This window comes from Streptomyces racemochromogenes, assembly GCF_039535215.1.
In the GTDB taxonomy this organism is placed as follows: domain Bacteria; phylum Actinomycetota; class Actinomycetes; order Streptomycetales; family Streptomycetaceae; genus Streptomyces; species Streptomyces racemochromogenes.
In genome coordinates this window covers 7200745-7219648 of record NZ_BAAAWT010000001.1, presented here as the reverse complement: position 1 = coordinate 7219648, position 18904 = coordinate 7200745, and the positions used below count along the sequence as shown (strand labels likewise).

General features: G+C 74.6%; 19 protein-coding genes. 10 read left to right on the top strand and 9 right to left on the bottom strand.

Annotated elements, in window-relative coordinates; genetic code table 11:
- Positions 1 to 145: 145 nt before the first annotated feature.
- Positions 146 to 1072 carry an SDR family oxidoreductase gene (locus tag ABD973_RS33560; protein ID WP_345504055.1) on the bottom strand — a complete coding sequence of 309 codons (927 nt, stop codon included), beginning with the start codon at positions 1070 to 1072 and terminating at the stop codon, positions 146 to 148.
- Between the two features lie 61 nt (positions 1073 to 1133).
- Positions 1134 to 1985 (bottom strand): LysR family transcriptional regulator, encoded by an 852-nt coding sequence (locus ABD973_RS33555; protein ID WP_345504052.1) that lies wholly within the window; start codon positions 1983 to 1985, stop codon positions 1134 to 1136.
- Positions 1986 to 2066: 81 nt separating this feature from the next.
- Here ABD973_RS33555 and ABD973_RS33550 point away from each other — a divergent pair, with 81 nt between their 5' ends.
- Entirely contained in the window at positions 2067 to 2561 is a 495-nt protein-coding gene (locus ABD973_RS33550) for a cupin domain-containing protein (RefSeq protein ID WP_206436457.1), read from the top strand.
- A 30-nt stretch (positions 2562 to 2591) separates the two neighbouring features.
- On the opposite strand, the gene ABD973_RS33545 is transcribed toward ABD973_RS33550, so the two are convergent.
- Both ABD973_RS33545 and ABD973_RS33540 read right to left on the bottom strand, forming a co-directional pair.
- A complete protein-coding gene (locus ABD973_RS33545; RefSeq protein WP_125819688.1) occupies positions 2592 to 2786 on the bottom strand; it encodes a hypothetical protein in 195 nt (64 codons plus the stop codon).
- Positions 2787 to 2898: 112 nt separating this feature from the next.
- Positions 2899 to 3603 (bottom strand): hypothetical protein, encoded by a 705-nt coding sequence (locus tag ABD973_RS33540; RefSeq protein WP_345504049.1) that lies wholly within the window; start codon positions 3601 to 3603, stop codon positions 2899 to 2901.
- 174 nt (positions 3604 to 3777) lie between these two features.
- Here ABD973_RS33540 and ABD973_RS33535 point away from each other — a divergent pair, with 174 nt between their 5' ends.
- Together ABD973_RS33535 and ABD973_RS33530 are read left to right on the top strand one after the other, a co-directional pair.
- Complete coding sequence (locus ABD973_RS33535) at positions 3778 to 4752, top strand: L-threonylcarbamoyladenylate synthase (protein ID WP_125819691.1); 975 nt, start codon at positions 3778 to 3780, stop codon at positions 4750 to 4752.
- A gap of 60 nt (positions 4753 to 4812) precedes the next feature.
- A complete protein-coding gene (locus ABD973_RS33530; protein ID WP_125594653.1) occupies positions 4813 to 5187 on the top strand; it encodes a DUF2255 family protein in 375 nt (124 codons plus the stop codon).
- On the opposite strand, the gene ABD973_RS33525 is transcribed toward ABD973_RS33530, so the two are convergent.
- Complete coding sequence (locus ABD973_RS33525) at positions 5149 to 7812, bottom strand: ATP-binding protein (protein ID WP_345504046.1); 2664 nt, start codon at positions 7810 to 7812, stop codon at positions 5149 to 5151. The genes ABD973_RS33530 and ABD973_RS33525 overlap by 39 nt on opposite strands.
- A 152-nt stretch (positions 7813 to 7964) precedes the next feature.
- On the opposite strand from ABD973_RS33525, the gene ABD973_RS33520 reads away from it, so the two are divergent.
- The 5 genes from ABD973_RS33520 to ABD973_RS33500 all read left to right on the top strand — a co-directional run bounded on the left by ABD973_RS33520 (position 7965) and on the right by ABD973_RS33500 (position 13144).
- Positions 7965 to 9248 (top strand): MFS transporter, encoded by a 1284-nt coding sequence (locus tag ABD973_RS33520; protein ID WP_125819692.1) that lies wholly within the window; start codon positions 7965 to 7967, stop codon positions 9246 to 9248.
- Between the two features lie 2 nt (positions 9249 to 9250).
- Complete coding sequence (locus tag ABD973_RS33515) at positions 9251 to 10588, top strand: carotenoid oxygenase family protein (protein ID WP_345504044.1); 1338 nt, start codon at positions 9251 to 9253, stop codon at positions 10586 to 10588.
- Positions 10589 to 10688: 100 nt separating this feature from the next.
- A complete protein-coding gene (locus ABD973_RS33510; RefSeq protein WP_125819694.1) occupies positions 10689 to 11147 on the top strand; it encodes an SRPBCC family protein in 459 nt (152 codons plus the stop codon).
- 86 nt (positions 11148 to 11233) lie between these two features.
- A complete protein-coding gene (locus ABD973_RS33505; protein WP_206436458.1) occupies positions 11234 to 12166 on the top strand; it encodes a helix-turn-helix transcriptional regulator in 933 nt (310 codons plus the stop codon).
- A gap of 120 nt (positions 12167 to 12286) precedes the next feature.
- Positions 12287 to 13144: a dioxygenase family protein gene (locus tag ABD973_RS33500; protein ID WP_125819695.1), complete on the top strand. Its 858-nt coding sequence runs from the start codon at positions 12287 to 12289 to the stop codon at positions 13142 to 13144.
- A gap of 35 nt (positions 13145 to 13179) precedes the next feature.
- On the opposite strand, the gene ABD973_RS33495 is transcribed toward ABD973_RS33500, so the two are convergent.
- The 4 genes from ABD973_RS33495 to ABD973_RS33480 form a co-directional block, all read right to left on the bottom strand.
- Entirely contained in the window at positions 13180 to 13392 is a 213-nt protein-coding gene (locus tag ABD973_RS33495; protein ID WP_125819696.1) for a hypothetical protein, read from the bottom strand.
- Between the two features lie 210 nt (positions 13393 to 13602).
- The gene (locus ABD973_RS33490; RefSeq protein WP_345504039.1) at positions 13603 to 14679 is read right to left on the bottom strand and encodes an iron-containing redox enzyme family protein; all 1077 of its coding nucleotides are present in this window, start codon (positions 14677 to 14679) and stop codon (positions 13603 to 13605) included.
- 67 nt (positions 14680 to 14746) lie between these two features.
- On the bottom strand, positions 14747 to 15433 hold the full coding sequence (locus ABD973_RS33485) for a HemK2/MTQ2 family protein methyltransferase (protein WP_345504037.1): 687 nt from the start codon (positions 15431 to 15433) through the stop codon (positions 14747 to 14749).
- Positions 15434 to 15710: 277 nt separating this feature from the next.
- Entirely contained in the window at positions 15711 to 16133 is a 423-nt protein-coding gene (locus tag ABD973_RS33480) for a MarR family winged helix-turn-helix transcriptional regulator (protein WP_125603960.1), read from the bottom strand.
- Between the two features lie 174 nt (positions 16134 to 16307).
- On the opposite strand from ABD973_RS33480, the gene eno reads away from it, so the two are divergent.
- Positions 16308 to 17615, top strand: coding sequence for a phosphopyruvate hydratase (gene eno / locus ABD973_RS33475; protein ID WP_345504035.1), 1308 nt, complete (start codon positions 16308 to 16310; stop codon positions 17613 to 17615).
- 143 nt (positions 17616 to 17758) lie between these two features.
- On the top strand, positions 17759 to 18862 hold the full coding sequence (locus tag ABD973_RS33470; protein ID WP_345504034.1) for a serine hydrolase domain-containing protein: 1104 nt from the start codon (positions 17759 to 17761) through the stop codon (positions 18860 to 18862).
- Positions 18863 to 18904 lie beyond the last annotated feature (42 nt).

The following is an 18904-nucleotide window of genomic DNA, read 5'->3' as shown; positions in this document are numbered from 1 at the left end:
CGAGCCTAGGCCGGTGACCAGGGCACATCGCGCCGCGGAGGGGGTTCTTCAGGTTCCCCTAAGGAAGCCCGCAGGATCGAGACAGGGATGATCGGGGCAATGCGCCCAACTCCGGCGGGAGGGACCGGACTACGGCGGAGCCGGCTCAGCGGTCGTGCCAGCCGTCCGGCCGGGTCCCGTCGATGTCGGTGAACCCGTAGGCCCGGGCGAGTTCGGCCGAGGTGACCGATCTCTGGTTCCAGCGGGCGCGTTCGGGGTCGGCGGCCAGGGCCGCCGCCGCGCGGCCCACGTACCGCGGCGACTCGGACCGCGCGAAGCCCTCGGGCGCGGTGGGCAGACCGCCGGGCCGGTCGGGTGCCAGGGCCTCGCGCCACGTGGCCTCGGTGACGCCGAAGTTGTCGAGCATCATCTCCGACCGCAGCCAGCCGGGCGTGATGGCGACGGCGGTGGCCCCGTACGGGGCCAGCTCGTGCCCCAGGGAGAACGCGAGCCGGTTCACCGCCGCCTTGGCCAGGTCGTAGAACGCGGAGATCCGGTACCAGGACGCGTTGGTGCCGGTCGTTCCGTCGGTCACCTCGACCAGCAGGCCTCCGGGTCGGACGACGAGCAGCGGCAGGAGGTGGTGGGCGGTGATCAGGTGCGTGTCGACCGCGAGCCGCAGGATGCGCAGGCCGTCGTCGAGGTCGTGCTCCCACACCGGTGTGTTCCACCGCTCGGGACCGCCCTTGAGGAGTTCGGCCCCCCAGATGTCGTTGACCAGGACGTCGATGTGTCCGTACTCGTCGCGCAGGCCTCGCGCCAGGCGGCGCACCTGCTCGGGGTCGAGGTGGTCGGCCCGGACCGCGATGCCGGTGCCGCCGAGGCGCGAGACCAGGTCCGCGGTCTCCTCGATGGTTTCCGGCCGGTCGTAGTCGGAGCCGTCCCGCCCCCTGACGCTGCTGCGGCCCGTGCAGATCACCGTCGCGCCCGCTTCGCCCAGTGCGGCCGCGAAGCCCCGGCCGGCGCCGCGGGTGGCGCCCGCCACGACGGCGACGCGTCCGCGCAGGGCGTCGGGATCGGGCGACCACGTCATGGGGCCACTGTCGCACGGTGGGGGCGGGTTCACGAGCGGCGGCAGGGCCGGCCGGCGGCGCTCAGTGACGGTAGGCGGCCGCCGCCGTCTCGATGAAGGAACGGATCAGCGGGTTGGTGTCGCCCGCGTTGCACACCGCCACCACCCGGCTCGGCGCCATCCCGGTCAGCGGGACCACGGCCAGCTCCGGGGGCAGGTCGTGGCCGAGGGGGGCCAGTCCGACCGTGCCGTTCCACAGCACGGCGTGCAGGCATTCCTGGACCGCGCGCACCACCGGACCCTCGCGCGGTGTGCCGCCGTTCCAGTACGACTGCCAGAGCGGATCGGTGCCCGGCGGGAACCGGAACCAGCGGCGGTCGCCGAGCTCGGCCGTCCGCAGCAGCGCGCGGCGGGCCAGCGGGTCGTCGGCGCGCAGGACCACGCCGACCGGATCGGTGCGCAGCGTACGGACCGTCAGGGCGGTCTCGTCGAACGGCGCGCGGGTCAGCGCGACGTCGACCACTCCGGCGCGCAGACCGCAGGTGGGGTCGGTGAGGTCGGTGTCGCGGACGCGGACGTCGATGCCGGGGTGGGTCCGGCGGTAGGCGGCTGCCAGCCTGGACGGCCCGGGATCGGTGCCGTCGCCCAGGATCCCGACCGTCAGGGTCGCGGCGCCGGCCGCGGCGCTCACGCGGGCGCGGAGGCGGTCGGCGTGGTCGAGCAGGGCCCGCGCCTCGTCGAGGAGCACCGCGCCGACCGGGGTGAGCGTGACGCCGGCGGGTGAGCGGGCGAAGAGCAGGGCTCCGGCGTCGGCCTCCAGGCGCTTGATCGCGCGGCTCAGGGGCGGCTGGCTGATGTGCAGCCGGGTGGCGGCCCGGCCGAAGTGGAGTTCCTCGGCGACGGCGACGAAGTAGCGCAGGGTCCTCAGCTCCACGCTGCGACGATACCCATGGGGTATCGGCCGCGCAGGACGGGTCTTGGACACGGGCGGACCCGCGGCGGTGCACTGGTGGGCATGACCGAAGAAGAGCAGGCACACGCGCCGCGGACCGGCCCCGCCGTGTCGGTGGTGGGTCCCGGTGACGGCGAGACCATCGTTCTGGGCGGTACGCGCATGCGGATCCTGGAGGACGGGAGCCATACCGGGCACCGGCTCGCGATCGCCGAGTCCGTCCTCGCCCCGCACACCCAGGGACCGCCGCAGCACCGCCACGCGGGGCACGACGAGGGCTTCTACGTCCTGTCCGGGACGGTGCGGTTCACGGTCGGGGACGAGGACCACGACGCCGCCGCGGGCACGCTCGTGGTGGTTCCGCCCGGTGCCCCGCACACCTTCGCCAACCTGACCGGCCAACCCGCCGTCATGCTCAGCACGTTCACCCCCGACCTGTACGTGCAGTACTTCCGGGACCTCCAGGAGGAACTCGCCGCCGGGCGGCCCCTGACCCCCCGGGCCAACGTCGAGGCGATGAGCCGCTACGCGACCGAGCCGGCCGGCGGCGCCGGCTGAGGCGGGGGGCGGGACGGGGGCGCCGGCGGCTCAGTGCCGGGACCCGCGCCGGGCGGTGCGGCGCTGGGCGTCGGTGTTCGGCGTGAGGGCGTCCCCGGCCTCGCCGTCCGCGCTGCCGGGGACGACCGCGTCCTCGGCCTCCTCGCGCGCCTCGCGATCTCCGCTCTCGCCCTCGGCCTTCGAGGGCCGAGTGGTCTCGTGGTGCCTCTTCTCGTGCTCGCGCATGTCGTGCTCCTCGTTCCGGGTGCTCGTGGGCTTGGGCCGTGGCCGTCCTGCGTACTCCTGCGACTGCCCGGTCCGGCGGACCTCACACGCCCGGGGCCTGGCGGCGCGCGGATCAGGCCGCCGGCCCGCGGGGGCCGGTGTCCGCGGGGGCGGCGGCCCCGCGCCTGCGGCGCTCCTCCCGGGCCCAGGCGTCCGAGTCGATGCGCTTGCGGTAGACCTGTTCCGGTTCCGCCGCGCCGAGGTGCACCGTCCATACCCACATGACGGCCGACACCACGAAGAAGAAGCACGCCACCGCCAGGTACGAACCGATCTCCTCGGACTCGCTGACGCCCTGCTCGTGCATGAAGCCTGGTACGCCGGCGACGAGTGCGTTCACCCACCAGGCGAGTGCCGCGTTGAACAGGGCCAGGGAGATCCAGTACACGACCCGCATGGTCTTCGCGGGGCCGCTCAGCCCTCCCAGCAGGAGCAGGCGGCGCAGGGACACCGGTCCCGTCCGGTGGCGGGCCCCCGTGTCGGTCTTGGCCCGCTGCACCGAGGCATAGCAGTCGTCCAGCCAGCCGGCCGGGTCCGGGCCCCGGTCCGGATCCCGGTCCGGGTTCGGGACGGTGGTGCCCACCTGGTCCCTGGCCTGCATCCAGCCGGTGATGAACTGGATCTCCAGCTGCGCCTTCTCCAGCTGCCGGCGGTAATGGTGGTCGGCGCTCCGTGCCTCGCGCCGGTCCCGGATGAGGAGGCTGGCCCCGCCCACCAGGCCGCTGATCACGGGCACGAAGAACGGGGCGAACAGCACCAGGGAGTCCATGACAGCCACCGCACGCGCCTCCTCACCCCCCAGCGTCCCATCGCCCGCGCCCGAGGCCCCGTCCTGGGGGGCCGATCGGGTGTCCGCCCCGGCCGGGGGCCGGCCGGCTCCGGCGCACTCGAAAGCGGGAGGCACCCGGGGGCGCGGGACGCGGGGGTGCGCCGGGGTGGGAGAATCGCGCGGGTGACGACGAGAACGACTGATATCGCCGCGGCGGCCGGTGTGCTGCGCGCCGGCGGCCTGGTGGCACTGCCGACCGAGACCGTCTACGGTCTCGGCGCCGACGCCGAGAACGCCGATGCCGTCAACCGGATCTTCGCGGTCAAGGGACGCCCGTCCTCCCACCCGCTGATCGTCCACATCGGCGGGGCGGAGCAGCTGGACGACTGGGTCGAGGAGGTCTCGCCGACCGCGCGCCTGCTGGCCGAGCGCTTCTGGCCGGGGCCGCTCACGCTGGTGATGCGGCGCGGCCGCCGGGTGCCCCTGGAGGCGACGGGCGGGCTGGAGACGGTCGCCGTGCGCGTGCCCGGCCATCCCGTGGCCCTGGAGCTGCTGGCGGCCTTCGGCGGCGGGGTGACGGCCCCCTCGGCCAACCTCTTCGGGTCGGTCAGCCCCACCACGGCGGACCACGTCAGCGCGGAACTCGGCGATGCCGTGGACTGCGTGCTGGACGGCGGCCCCTGCCAGGTCGGCGTCGAGTCGACCATCGTGGACGTCACCGGGGACGTTCCCGCCATCCTGCGGCCCGGCGGGGTGACGCGCGAGGACCTCGAAGCGGTCCTGGGCTTCCCGCTCGCGGTCCCCTCGACGAGCCAGGTGCGCGTGCCCGGCCAGCATCCGTCGCACTACGCGCCCCGCGCGCGGGTGGTCCTGGTGGAGCCGGGGACGGTCGTCGCCGAGGCGGAACGCGCCCGGGACCAGGGGCACCGGGTGGGCCTCCTGCTGCCGCGGCCCTTCGACGCCGCCGACGTGAAGGCCCACGCGGTGGTGGAGGTGCCCGGTTCGCCGGACGCCTACGCCCGCGGGCTGTACGGGTTCCTGCGCGAGCTGGACGAGCGGGGGTGCGACCTCATCGTGGCCTCCCTGCCGGCGGAGGAGGGGCTGGGTCTGGCCATCGCCAACCGGCTCCGCCGGGCGGCGGGACCCCGGCCTTCCTGAGCCCCGTATAGGCGATGACCACCGACGCGTAGGCGCGGGCCGGGCCGTGATGGTGGGGTCATGGACACCTTCGAGGACCCCATGGAGATCATCTTGTGGACACGGCACGCGGACGGCCGGTGGTCGGCCAGGACGCTCTGGATGGTGCGGGTCGACGAGCGGGCCTACGTCCGGTCCGCGTTCGGGCGGCGCAGTGCCTGGTACCGCCGGGTCCTGGGCCGCGCGGACGCCCGGATCGAAGCCGCCTCGGGACGGCTGCCCGTCGTCCTGCGGCCGGTGAGCGACGCCGGGCTCGTCCAGCGGGTCTCGGACGCCTACCGGGCGAAGTACGGACTCTGCTGGCCGGGCCCCGTGGCGTCGGTCAACGGACCGGAGGCTGCGGCGACCACCCTGTGGCTAACGGATGCCGGGCAGGTCGCGCAGTTGCCTGCGTGAAGTGAGCTGGAGCTTGCGGAAGATGTTGCGCAGGTGCGCGTCGACCGTCCGCGGGCTGAGGAACAGCTTCGCGGCGACCTCCTTGGAGGTGGCGCCGTCGGCGACCAGGCGCGCGATGTGCACCTCCTGCATCGTCAGCTGGTCCGAGGCCTCGGAGGTACGGCTGCGGGCCTGCTCGCCCGTGGCGCGCAGCTCGCCGGCGGCCCGCTCGGCGAAGGCCTCCATGCCGAGGGCGGAGAGCGACCCGTGCGCCTGCCGCAGCGTGGCACGGGCCTCCCGGCGCCGGCCCTGGCGGCGCAGCCATTCCCCGTAGAGCAGGTGCGCGCGGGCGCGGTAGACGACCAGCCGGTCGTCGCCGAGCAGGGCGAGGGCTTCCTGGTAGGCGGACTCGTCCTCGGTCACCAGGGCCCGCGCGTAGGCCTCGACGCCGAGACCCCACGCGTGCCGGCCGGTGCGCGTGCGCTCCTGGAGGGCGGCGAGGGCCTCGGCGGCGGCTTCGGGCTCGCCGCACCGGACGGCCGCTTCGACCAGTTCGGGCAGGGCGAGTCCCGCCGTGCCGACCGCGCCGTGGTCGACGGCGCGCTCGGCCGCCCGCAGTGCGGTCGCGTAGTCGGCCAGGCCGTTGTGGAGCACGGCCGTCGCCCACTGCACGCTGAGGCTCATCCGGTGCCCGACCGAGGCGAAAAGTTCGAGGGCCTCCGCGCGGCGCCCGCGCAGTGCGGCCAGGTGGAGGCGCGGGTAGACGAGCGGTGCCGCCCCGGTGGCGTCGGCGATGGCCTCCTCTTCGGAGATCAGCTCCGTCGCGGAGCCGAAGTCGCCGGTGTGCGCCTTCGCCGTGGCCCGCATGGCCAGTGCGATGGGCAGGGCGTGGAAGGAGCCCGACTCGCGGCCGGCCGCGACGGCGCGGGCGGCGACGCCCTGAAGGGTGTCGAAGTTCCACAGTTCGGTCGCCAGCATGAAGCCCAGTGAGGGCCGTCGGGCCCACACCTCGTCGTCGGTGTCGGCGACCAGCGGTCCGAGGATCTCCCCCGCGGCCCGGTGTCCGTCGGCGACCAGGCTGGTCAGACCCGTGAGGACCGCTGCCGCGGTGGTCGGCGCGCCGTCCTTGGGCGGGGCCTTCGCGACGGCGGCCGCCACGTCGCCGAGGCCGCCGAGGAGGAGGCCCATCTCGAAGGCGTCCAGGTAGCACTCGCGCGACCGGTCGGGGTCGGTGACGGCCAGGCGTGCGGCGGCGCGCAGGAGGTGCGCGGTGGGGCCTTCGTCGCCGCGGCGGCGGACGAAGGACAGTCTGCCGCGGAGCAGGTCGGCCGTGGCCTCCTGGCCGGGATCGCCGGTGCGGACGGTGGTGAGCAGGCCGGCGGCCGTGTCGAAGTCGCCCACCGAGAGGGTGGCCTCGGCGGCGGCGAGGATCCGCTGGGCACGTCGGGCGGGGTCGGCGGTGAGCTCGGCCGCCCGTTCGAGGAAGGCCGCGGCCGCGGCGATGCCGCCGCGTTCCCGGGCGCGGGTGGCGGAGGCCTCCAGCTCGGCGGCGACCTGCTCGTCCGGGCCGGCACTGGCCTGGGCCCGGTGCCAGGCCTTGCGGTCGGGGTCGGTCCGCGGGTCGGTCACCGTGGCCAGCGCCTGGTGCGCCCGGCGCCGGTCGTCCGGTGCGGCGGCGTGGTAGGCCGCCGAGCGTGCGAGGGGGTGGCTGAAGCGGATGCGGGTGCCGAAGTCGACCAGCGGTACGGACTGCGCGACGGCGGTCGCGTCGATGCCCAGGAGCTCGGCGGCGCGCCAGAGCAGGCCGGGGTCGCCGATCGGTTCGGCGGCTGCGAGGGTGACCAGCAGCCGCGCCGGCGGCGGCAGGAGTTCCAGCCGGGAGCGGAAGCTCTGCTCGATCACTCCGGGCACCGTGCCGGGCTGGGCGAATCCGCCGGCCATGCCGGCGAGTCCGGCGGTCCTGGGCAGCTCCACGAGCGCGAGGGGGTTGCCGCGCGCCTCGCCCAGGATGCGGTCGCGCACCCGCTCGTCGAGGGGGGCGCGGACCGCGACGGCCAGCAGCGCCCGCGCGTCCGCCTCGCCGAGGCTGCGGAGCGCATGGCCGGGCAGCTGCTCCAGTTCGGGGCGCAGGCCCGGTTCGCGGGCGGCGAAGACGAGGGCGACCGGCTCGGCCGAGACGCGTCGGGCCAGGAACGCCAGCGCCCTGACCGAGGAGTGGTCCAGCCACTGCGCGTCGTCGACGGCGCAGAGGACCGGGCGTTCCTGCGCGGCTTCCACCAGGAGGCCCAGTGCCGCCATGCCGACCAGGAACGGATCGGGGGCGCCGGTGTCGAGGCCGAAGGCGATCTCCAGTGCCTTGCGGTGCGGCGCGGGCAGCGCCGTCAGCCCGCCCATCACGGGCGTGAGCAGCTGGTGCAGTGCGGCGAACGGCAGCTCCCTCTCGAATTCCGTGCCGGACGCCCGTACGACGTGGAATCCGGCCGCGGACCGGTCCAGGTGCCGCAGCAGCGCGCTCTTGCCGATCCCCGGCTCGCCGCGCAGGACGAGGGCGCCGCCCCGGCCCTCCCGTGCCGCCTGGAGCAGGGCGTCGAGGCGGCCCGTCTCGTCCTGACGGCCGATCAGCACATCCGTGTAAGTCGTGGGCATGCCCGAAAACCTATGCGGTCGCGCTCCGTTGGGGAATCCGGGGTGATCACGGTCCTGCCGCGCGGACGGGTTCGCCTACGGTCGCGCGCGCGGGGCCGTGTAGGTGATGACCACCGACGCGAGCGGTGGCCGCCCGTTGCGAAGGTCTACCCATGACCCGCACCGCACTGCGACGAACCGCCACCACCGGGTGGCTACCGCTGGGAGTCCTGGCCACCGCCCAGTTCCTGGTCGTACTGAGCACGTCGATCGTGAACGTCGCCCTGCCGCAGATCCGGGCCGGGCTGGACCTGTCGGACACGGGCCAGGCGTGGACCGTCAACGCCTACGTCCTGGTCTTCGGCGCGCTGCTGCTGCCGGGCGGCCGGGCCGGCGACGTGTACGGGCTGCGCCGCGTGTTCCTGCTCGGCACCGGCCTGTTCGCCCTCTCCGCCCTCGGCGCGGCCCTGGCACCCACGGCGGCGGCGCTGATCGCCTTCCGGGCGGCGATGGGAACCGGCGCCGCCCTGCTGGCACCCACCGCACTGGCCCTCGTCCTGTCCCTCTACCCGGGCCCGGACCGGCGCGGCACCGCGCTCGGAGTGTGGGGCGCGGTCTCCGGTGCCGGCGGTGCGGCGGGCGTGCTGCTGGGCGGCCTGCTCACCGGACTGTACGGCTGGCGCGCGGTGTTCCTCGTGATGGTGCCCCTCGCCTCGGCCGTACTGGTGGCCACCTGGCTGCTCGTCGGCGCCGACCGGCCGCGCGGCGGAACCCTGGACGTGCCGGGCACGGTGACGGTGACGGCGGGGCTCGTCGCCCTGACCTACGGCCTGTCGGGTCCCTGGCCGGCGGCCGTGGCCGGTGCGGCGCTGCTCGGGCTGTTCGCGGTGCTCCAGCGGCGGTCCGCCGCCCCGCTGCTGCCGGCGCGGATGCGCGTGGTCGCGGCGCCCAACGTACTGATGGCGCTGCTGGGCGCGGTCTGGCTCGGGCTGTTCTACTTCCTGCCCCTCTACCAGCAACGCTCCCTCGGCTACTCGCCCTTGGAGGCCGGGCTGACCCAGCTGCCGCTCGCCCTCGTGATCACCCTCTCCTCCTGGTTCACCGGCAGGGTCTCCTCCCGCCGCGTGCTCCCCCTCGGTCTGCTGGCCCTCGCGGCCGGACTGGCCTGGCTCGCGCGGACCCCGCCCGACGGCACCTTCCTCGCCGACCTCCTCGGCCCCACGCTCCTCGTCGGCGCCGGCCTCGGAACCGCCTTCGTACGGCTCACCGCGGCGGCCTCCACGGGCGTGCCAGCCGCCGACAACGGTCTGGCAGGCGGGCTGGTCAACGCCGGCCGGCAGGTCGGCGGAGCCGTCGGCCTGTCCTTCCTGACCCTGCTCCCCTCCTCCGGCGCGGCTTTCCTGGCCTGCGCCGCCCTGACCCTCCTCATCTCGGCTCTCTCCACCCGAAAGGCCTGACCATGTCCCTCGCCAAGCCCTACATCAGCGACCACTTCGCCCCCGTCACCGACGAGATCACCGGCCGGGACCTGAAGGTGCGCGGCACCCTCCCGCCCGAGCTGAACGGCCGCTACTTCCGCAACGGCCACAACCCGAAGCCCGGCGTCACGCCCACCCACTGGTTCCGCGGCGAGGGCATGCTCCACGGGGTGCGCCTGCGGGACGGGCGGGCCGAGTGGTACCGCAACCGCTGGGTGCGGACCCCCTTCCTCGACGGCGTCCCCTTCACCGGGACCGAACTCGACGTCAGCGCCGCCGCCACCAACATCATCTTCCACGGGGGCCGCTACCTGGCCCTGCAGGAGGCCAACCTCCCCTGGGAGGTCAGCGCCGACCTCGAGACGATCGGCGTCCACGACTTCGGCGGCAAGCTCACCACCTCGATGACCGCCCACCCGAAGGAGGACCCGCGGACCGGCGAACTGCACTTCTTCAGCTACAGCCCCTTCGCTCCGTTCCTGACGTACTACGTGGCCGACGCCTCCGGCGCGATCGTCCGCTCCGAGGTCGTCGACGGCTCCGGACCGTCCCTGATGCACGACTTCGCGATCACCCGCGAGCACGTCGTCTTCATCAACTCGCCGGTGGTCTTCGACCACGCCGAGCACTCCGGCATCCCCTACCGCTGGCACGACGACGTCCCGCTGCGCATCGGCGTGATGCCGCGCGCCGGGGGCAGGACCGTCTGGTACGAGGCGCCCGAGCAGGCCGCGCTGCTGCACGTCGCCAACGCGTACACCGATCCGCGGGGCCGGATCGTGCTCGAAGCACCGCGCTTCGACCGGTCCGCGTGGGAGAGCTCGTGGAAGTGGTGGGTCGGCGCCCCCGGTCACGGCACCAGCCCCGACGCCGGTTCGACCTTCCACCGGTGGGTCATCGACCCGGGCACGGGCAAGGTCACCGCGGAGTCCCTGGGCGAACTGGTCACGGAGTTCCCGTCGATCAACGAGGCCCGCACCGGCTCGGACCACCGCTACAGCTACGCCATCGCGTTCCCGGGCGCGGGCCTGTCGGGCTACCACACCGTCAAGCTGGACTCGCGGACCGGGCGGGAGACGCTGCTCGCGCACGGTGAGGAGCGGATGCCCGGAGAGGCGGTCTTCGTACCCGCCGAGGGCGGCAGGGCGGAGGACGACGGCTACCTGCTCACCGTCGTCAGCGACGTCGCGGCCGACGCGTCGGAGCTGCTGGTCCTGGACGCGGGCGACCTGAGCACCGTCGCCGCCGTCGAACTGCCGCGCAGGGTACCCGCCGGCATCCACGGTGACTGGATCCCCGACACCGGCCTGCCCGCCTGACCTGCCTGACCGCGCACCGCCCGGTACCCCCCAGCCGCCCGGACCGCCGCCTTCTCCCCCTCGGCGGCGGCCCGGGCTCCCGAAAGCGAGGAATCACCCCGTGACGTACCCCACGACCATCGACGAGAACGCCCCCGTCATCGCCGACCACACCATCCGGATCGGCGCCCCGGCCGAACGGATCTGGCAGCTGCACACCGACATCGGCGGCTGGCCCGCATGGCTGTCCGCCGTCACCGAGGCCCGCCTCGACGGCCCGGTCGCCCCGGGCACGACCTTCCACTGGATGACCGCGGGGATGTCCATCGACTCCACCGTCTACGCGGTCGACACCGCGCACCGCATCCTCTGGGGCGGTCCCGCGCACGGCATCACCGGCATCCACGAGTGGACCTTCACCGAGGACGGCGACGGCGTCGTGGTCCGCACCCGGGAGTCCTGGGCGGGCGAACCCGTCGACGCCGACCGGGACAACCTCGCCGCCGCGCTCGACGCCTCGCTCGTCACCTGGCTCGACGCCCTCAAGGAGGCCGCGGAGCAGGAGGACCACCGGCCCTGACAGGACGACGGCGGGCAGCGGACGGCGGAGGGCAGAAGGCCGTGAATGGTCTGTACCAGCTGGGGAGCCGGCCGGAGACTGCGGGGATGGACGCGCTTCGGAACACCCCCCTGCCCGATCTCCCGCTGCACCGCCTCGAGGTCCCCCTCCCCCACCTGCTGCCCTTCGCGATCGGGACCTTCGACACCATCGGCCCGCTGTCACGCGCCGCCTTCCCCCACCGGCACACGTTCTACGAGATCGTCTACGTGACCGGCGGGAGCGGCGCGCACGTGCTGGACCTGGTCCGCCGGCCGGTGGAGCCCCCGCAGCTGTGCGTGATCACCCCCGGCCAGGTCCACCACTGGGACGGGGCGGACGGGCTCACCGGCCACGTGGTGCTCTTCAACGAGGACTTCCTCCTGCCCCACGCGGACGACGCGGCCGCCCTGCGGGCGCTGGCCGCCCGGCCCGGACACCCGGCCGGCGACCAGGCCGCGCCGATCGCCGCGCTCCTGGCCGACATGGGCGGCGAGTACCGGCAGCTGCGGCCCGGGTACCGGAACGTGCTGCGGGCCTGCCTGCACATCCTGATCGCCCGGGCCTCACGTATCCCCGGCGGTACCGGCGCCGCGCCGGACGCGCCGGCTCCGGCGCGGGACCGGGCCGCGGAACTGGCCGCGGCCTTCGGCCGGCTGCTCTGCGAGGCCGGCGGGACGGGGCGGTCGGTGGGCTGGTACGCGCGGGAACTCGGCGTGTCCGCCGGGCACTTCCAGACGCTGGTGCGGCGGGCCACGGGGCGCTCCCCCGGCAGCCTGATCCGCCAGCAGCAGACGCTGGAGGCGAAACGGCTCCTCTCCGGCACGAACCTGGCGGTGCGCCAGGTGTCGCACCTGACCGGCTTCTCGGATCCGGCGTACTTCTGCCGGTTCTTCCGGAGGGAGACCGGGATGTCGCCGGGCGAGTTCCGCAACTGGGCCGGTCGAAATCACCACGATCCCCGGATCGAGTCCATCGCCGCGCACCCCGACGGCCCGTAGGTTGACTGCTGGCCGCGATCGGGACCCCGAGGCCCGCCGGGGACGGGCGGGCCCCCGCCAGGGTCCGTCCTTCCCCCCTCGCGCGCCCCCACCCCCACCCTTCCAGCCGAGGAGGCCTCGATGCCCGTTCCGGAGGAGCCCACCGCAACACCCGGACCCGCGGCAAGCGGACGCCGCGTCAGCCGCAAGACCGTCCTGCGCGCCGCCGCCGCGCTCGGCGCCGCCCCGCTGCTGATCGGCGGGCGGGTCGCACTCGCCCGCGACCAGGCCGCGTCGGGGGGAGCCGCCCTCGCCCCGACCCCGGACTGCCACGACGGCGACGAGCCGACGGTGGAACAGATGGAGGGCCCGTACTTCAAGCCCAACTCCCCGCTGCGGGACTCGCTGGTCACGAGCGGTACGCCCGGCACCCGGCTCACCGTCACCGGATACGTCTTCGGGCGGGCCTGCCGGCCGATCCCGGGCGTGCTGCTCGACTTCTGGCAGGCGGACCACAACGGGGCGTACGACAACAGCGGCTACCGCTTCCGCGGGCACCAGTTCAGCACCGCACAGGGCTCTTTCAGCCTGACCACCGTCGTTCCCGGGCTCTACCCCGGGCGCACCCGCCACCTGCACGTCAAACTCCAGGCGCCCGGGCACCGGGTGGTCACCACCCAGCTGTACTTCCCCGGCGAGCCCCGCAACAGCACGGACACCCTCTTCGACAGCCGCCTGCTGATGAACGTGCGCCAGGCCGGACCCGGTCAGGAGGGCAGCTTCGACTTCGTCCTGGACGTGCCCCAGGACCCGACGACCCCGCCCACCACTCCCCCGCCGACGACACCGCCGCCCACGGGCACCTGGACCCCGGGCCGGGCGTACCGGGCCGGCGACGGGGCCACGTACGCGGGGCTCGCGTACCGCTGCCTGCAGGCGCACACCGCGGTCGTCGGCTGGGAGCCGCCGAACGTCCCGGCGCTCTGGCAGCGCCTGTAGAGGACCGGGAGCCGCGGGCCGGGCGGAACGTTTCGTCAGGCGGTGGCGAGGAACGACCACAGCGGTCCGACGAGCCGGTGGCCGCTGTGGGGGGCGAACCTCCGGCGGTACTGGCGGACCAGACCCGGCGGCAGGACGCCGGTGAGGGTGACGGCCTGCTGGAGTCCGTGTGCCGCGGCGTCCAGGTCGTTCAGGGCCAGTTGGGCGTCGATGGGCTGGAGCAGCCGGAAGGCGGTCTGCGGGGACATGTACGCCCGCGCGCCAACCAGGGCGGTCAGCGGAGCGAATCCGGTGAGCGCCCGTCGGGGGTCTCCCAGTTCCGTGGGCGCTGGGCCGGGTCGGCGGGGCAAAATGCCGGGACACCGAGGGGTCCGGGGCCGGCTGACGGCCATCGGGGGTGCTCCGGGCGCTGACGGCATCGGGGGTGCTCCGGGCGCGAGGCCCGGGGCACCCCTTCCTCATGCCGTTCCGCCGGCCGCCCGACGCCCGGTGCCTCCCGCGGGGCCCGTCGGCCCGGTCCGGTTCCGGAGGGCGGAGCTGCCCCGTTCCCACGCGGAGCGGATGTGCGCGGCGAGGCGGTCCTCCAGGAGGAGGGTCGCCGCGCAGCCGAAGGCCACGTCGGCCTCCAGGCCGGGTTCGTCGGCGAGGAGTCCCCCGATGACCTCGTACCGGACGACCTGCTCGTGCACGGCGTCGGCCTCGACGTGCTCGGCGTAGAAGTGCTCGGCCGCCGGGCCGGCCCCGCAGCGGCGCATGGCCTTGGCGAGGCGGCGGGACCCGGGGGACGAGGTCACCTCCACGCACGCGAAGTGCCCGACCAGTGCGCCGCGCAGGGCCCGGTGGAGGCCGAGGAGCGACATCAGGTTGACCGTGGCGAGGACGGGCGCCGGAGCCTGCTCGAGGTAGTGGCCGTACGCGGTGTCCAGGCCGAGGTCGTCCATGAGGTCGGCGAACAGGCGGGCGTGGATGCGCTCGGGGCGGCCGGCGCCGAACTCGTCGTACTCGATGGCGACCATGGCGGCCTTCGCGCGGCCGACGAGCCGGGGGATCACCCAGGCGTGGGGGTCGGCCTCCTTGAGGTGGTACAGGGAGCGCAGGGCCGCGTACTCGCGCAGCTGCCACAGCTCGCCCTCGGTCGCCAGGTAGTGGCTGAGGCTGCCGCTGAGGTCCACGGGTTCGACGAGGAGCGGGGCGAAGGCCTCCCGCGCCGTGGCGGGCGCACCGGCCGTGTCCGCGCGGAGGGCGCCCAGGAACCGCTCCTCCAGGGCCCGGCGCAGGCGCAGCAGGTCGGGGTCCCATTCGCGGGCGTCGTCGACACCCGCGAAGCCCCGGTAGTGCAGCTCGTACAGCAGGTAGAGGGCGAGCTGGAGGTCTTCGCCGAAGGGGTCGGCCCGCTGGGGCTCCGCGCTGTCGTGGTACGGGGCCCGGCCGCCGCGCAGTGCGTCCAGCACGGCGGAGGACAGCGGTCCTCGCCCCTCGTCCGGCAGGGGGCCGGCCCCGGAGGTCCTGGTGGGGGTTGCGGCGGGTGCGGTCATCGACGGCTCCTGTCGTTCGGGTGGGGTCGTCCCGTCGTCCGGCGGGGTGTCCGGCGGGTGGGGCCGGTCAGGTGGCCCGCGCGCGGACGACCACGAGTTCCTCCTGTTCGGCGCCGTCCTCGGCGAGGCCCTGCCCCTGGAGCCATGCCCGGCGCGAACGCAGGACCGGTCCCCACGGCACCCAGGCCCGCTCCGTGACCTGCGCCGTCAGTCCGTGCCGGGCCAGCAACGCCAGGGTCTCCTGCGCCCCGCACATCCCGGAGTGGACCATGAGCAGTACTCCGCCGGGCCGGAGCAGGCCCGGGGCGGCCGCGCAGATCCGGTCGATGACGGCCCGGCCGTCCCGGCCGGCGTCCCACGCGCGCCGGCTGCCGCTCGTGGGCACGGCGGCGTCGGGGCAGGGGACGTAGGGCGGGTTGGCCAGGACCAGGTCGAAACGGCGGCCGCGGGTCCGGGCGGCGAAGTCGCCGTGCAGGACGCGCAGCCGCAGGCTCTGGCGCCAGCTGTTCAGCCGGGCGGCGAGTACGGCGGGCCAGGCCACGTCGACCGCGGTGACGTCGGCGCCCCTGGCCGCGGCGCGCAGTGCGAGGGCACCGGTGCCCGTGCCGATCTCCACGACCTCCGCACCGGGGCGCAGGGGCTCGCGGGCGAGGGCGTCGAGGAGCATGCGGGTGTCGGCCTGGGGCCGGTAGACGCCCGGCAGGGTGATCAGGCGGGGCAGGGGGTCGGTGTACGTCAGGGCGGTGCTCGGCACGAGTGCCTCCCGGGTCGGCAGCGGGCGTCCGGCGGCGCGGAGTCGCGGCCTGGTCACGGCCGCGGTCCCGTTGGCGCGGGGAACGGGGACGGGTGGCACGGGGCCGCAGGGGCAGCTGGGACGATCATGGGCCGCGTCTACCCGGGATACCGCGCTTTGCACCTGTCGGGATGAGCACCCGTCGGCCCGGCCTGTCGCACGGCCGTCGGCGCGGCCGCCTGCCGCGGTGCGCGGGCGCGGAGGCGGGGGGCGCGGCGGCGGTGCGGCGCAGGGGGCCCTAATGGGCGGCGAGGCGTTCCAGCAGGGCGGCGCTCCGCGCGAGCAGGGCGCGTTCCTCGTCCGTCAGCTCGGCCTCGATGGCCTGCGCGAGCCAGCCGGCCCTGCGGCCGCGCTCGGCTTCGAGGGCGGTCCGGCCGGTGTCCGACAGCTCGACCAGCGACTTGCGGCCGTCCGTGGGGTGCGGCCGACGCGTGACCAGGTCCTGTTCCATGAGCAGCCCGACCGCCCGCGCCATCGACTGCGGGCGTACGCGCTGGTCGGCGGCGAGGTCGCTGGTGGTCATGGGGCCGTTGCGGTCGAGGGAGCCCAGTACGGCGGCCTGGCCCAGCGGGATGCGGTCCTCGTGCTTGACGCGCCGCGTGAGTTTGCCCATCGCGGTACGCAGTTCGGCGGCGATGGCGGCGGCTTCCGAGGTGTGCATAGGGCACTTTACCCCGGTGGCACAGCAGGTGTGCACCCGACCTGTACAGCCATGCTGTACAGCCAAACTGCACAGCAGAACTAAACAGCTTTGCTGTAGAGTCTCTTCGCGTCGGGCCCAGCGCCAGCGCTGTCGCAGCCGGGGCCACGGCATTGACCACGGGGAGGAAACACCATGTCCGCACAGGCAGCAGCGACCGTCGACGCCACCGTCGAGACCGTCACGGCCCGCCGCGTCATCGACAGCCGGGGCAACCCCACCGTCGAGGTCGACGTCGTCCTGACGGACGGCTCCCTGGGCCGCGCCGCCGTCCCCTCCGGCGCGTCCACCGGCGCCCGCGAGGCCGTGGAACTGCGCGACGGGGACGCGGCCCGCTGGCACGGCAAGGGCGTCGACCGCGCGGTGGCACACGTCAACGGGGAGATCGCGGCCGCCGTGCGCGGCCGGGACGCCGCTGACCAGGCCGGCCTCGACGCCCTGCTGGTCGACCTGGACGGCACGCCCACCAAGTCCCGGCTCGGCGCCAACGCGGTACTCGGCGTCTCCCTCGCCGCGGCCAAGGCGGCCGCGGCGGCCCACCGCCAGCCCCTCTACCGCTACCTCGGCGGCGCCGACGCCCACCTGCTGCCGCTGCCGATGATGAACATCGTCAACGGCGGTGCGCACGCCGACAACCCGCTGGACTTCCAGGAGTTCATGATCGCGCCCGTCGGCGCGGAGACCTTCGCCGAGGCCGTCCGCATGGGCAGCGAGGTCTTCCACACCCTGCGCCGCGACCTGCTGGCCGCCGGGCACTCCACGGGCGTCGGCGACGAGGGCGGATTCGCGCCCTCGCTGCGCACCGCTGAGGAGGCGCTCGACTTCGTGGTGACCGCCGTCGAACGCAGCGGCTACCGCCCCGGCACGGACATCGCCCTGATCATGGACCCGGCGTCGTCGGAGTTCTTCCGCGACGGGGTGTACGACTACCAGGGCGAGGGGGTGCGCCGCACCCCTTCCGAGAACGCCGACTACCTGGCCAAGCTGATCGACGCCTACCCGGTCGTCTCCATCGAGGACCCGATGGCGGAGAACGACTGGGAAGGGTGGCGCGAGCTGACCGCCCGCGTCGGCGACCGCTGCCAGCTCACCGGCGACGACCTGTTCTGCACCAACGAGGCGCTGCTGCGCGAGGGCATCCGGACCGGGGCCGGCAACTCGGTCCTGATCAAGGTCAACCAGATCGGCACCCTGACCGAGGCGCTGGCCACGGTGGCCACGGCCCACGCGGCGGGGTGGACGGCCGTCATGTCGCACCGCTCGGGCGAGACGGAGGACACCACGATCGCGGACCTGGCGGTGGCGACCGGCTGCGGTCAGATCAAGACCGGCTCGCTCTCCCGCTCCGACCGCACCGCGAAGTACAACCAGCTGATCCGCATCGAGGAGGAGCTGGGCGACGCGGCCCGGTACGCGGGCCGCGCCGCACTCCGCCGGTCGTGACGACCTGACGGGCCGTGATGTGTCAAGGGGGGTGGCCTCCCTGCCGTTCCGGGGGCCAGGCTCAATGATCTTGCGCCGGCGGGCGGGCAGAGTCGTCATCAAGCGACTGACGCCCGCAAGGGCCCACGACCCGGGGGAAGCACATGTACCGCAAGCCCATCGCCACCGTAGTCCTGCTCGCCGCGGCGGTCCTCGGGGCGACCGTCCCCGAGGCGGCGGCCCGGCCGGCCGACCCGGTACAGGGACAGCTGGACCTGCTCGTCAACAGCGACGGGGTCCCCGGCGCGCTGGCGTACGACGGCAGGACCACGCGTACCGCCGGTGTCGCGGACCGGGAGTCCGGCCGGCCCATGGTCGACGAGCGGGGGCGGATCCGGCTGGCCAGCAACACCAAGGCGTTCACCGCGGCAGCGGTGATGCGCCTGGTGGCGGACGGGCGGGTACGGCTCGACGACCGCGCCGGCCGGTACGTGCCGCAGCTCGCCGATCGCCCGATCACCGTACGGCAGTTGCTCAAGCAGACCAGCGGGCTGCCGGAGTACGCCGTGCTGGTCGACTGGACCCGGCCGCCCGGCACGTCCGAGGACTACCTGGCCCTCGCCCTCAAGGAGAAGCCGGTCTTCGAGCCCGGGACCGACTGGGGTTACTCCAACACCAACTACCTGGCACTCGGCATGGTGATCGACAAGGCGTCGGGTGTCGGATTCCGGACGTACGTCGAACGCACGATCCTGCGCCCGCTGCACCTGGACGACACCTACTGGCCCGCGCGCGGCGAGCTGTCGCTGCGCGGGCCGCACGCCCGCAACTACGGCGTCCACCCCGCCGCGCCGGAGGCCGGCCGGGTGGACGTGACCGACCTGCCCGGTTACGAGTTCGGCGCCTCGGGCGGCCTCGTCTCCACTCCCAAGGACCTCAACGCCTTCTGGGACGGGCTGTTCGGCGGCCGCCTCCTGCCCGCCTGGGCGCTGCGCCAGATGACCCAGGACACCACCGACATCGGCGGGCGCGACGTCTACCCGGCGGGCAGCCGCTACGGCTACGGCATCGCCTCGATCCCGCTCAGCTGCGGCGGCGTCTACTGGGGCCACGGCGGGGACCTGCCCGGCAACTCGGTGGGCGGGGGCCGCGCGACGGCCGGCCGCGGGACCGTGACCGTGTACACCACGACCTGGGCGGCCGAGGGCGAGAGCCTGCGCCACCTGCAGGGCGCGGTGGACGCGGCCCTGTGCGCCCGGCGTCGCTGACGACGGGACGGGGGTCGGGACAGCCGACGGGACGGCCGACGG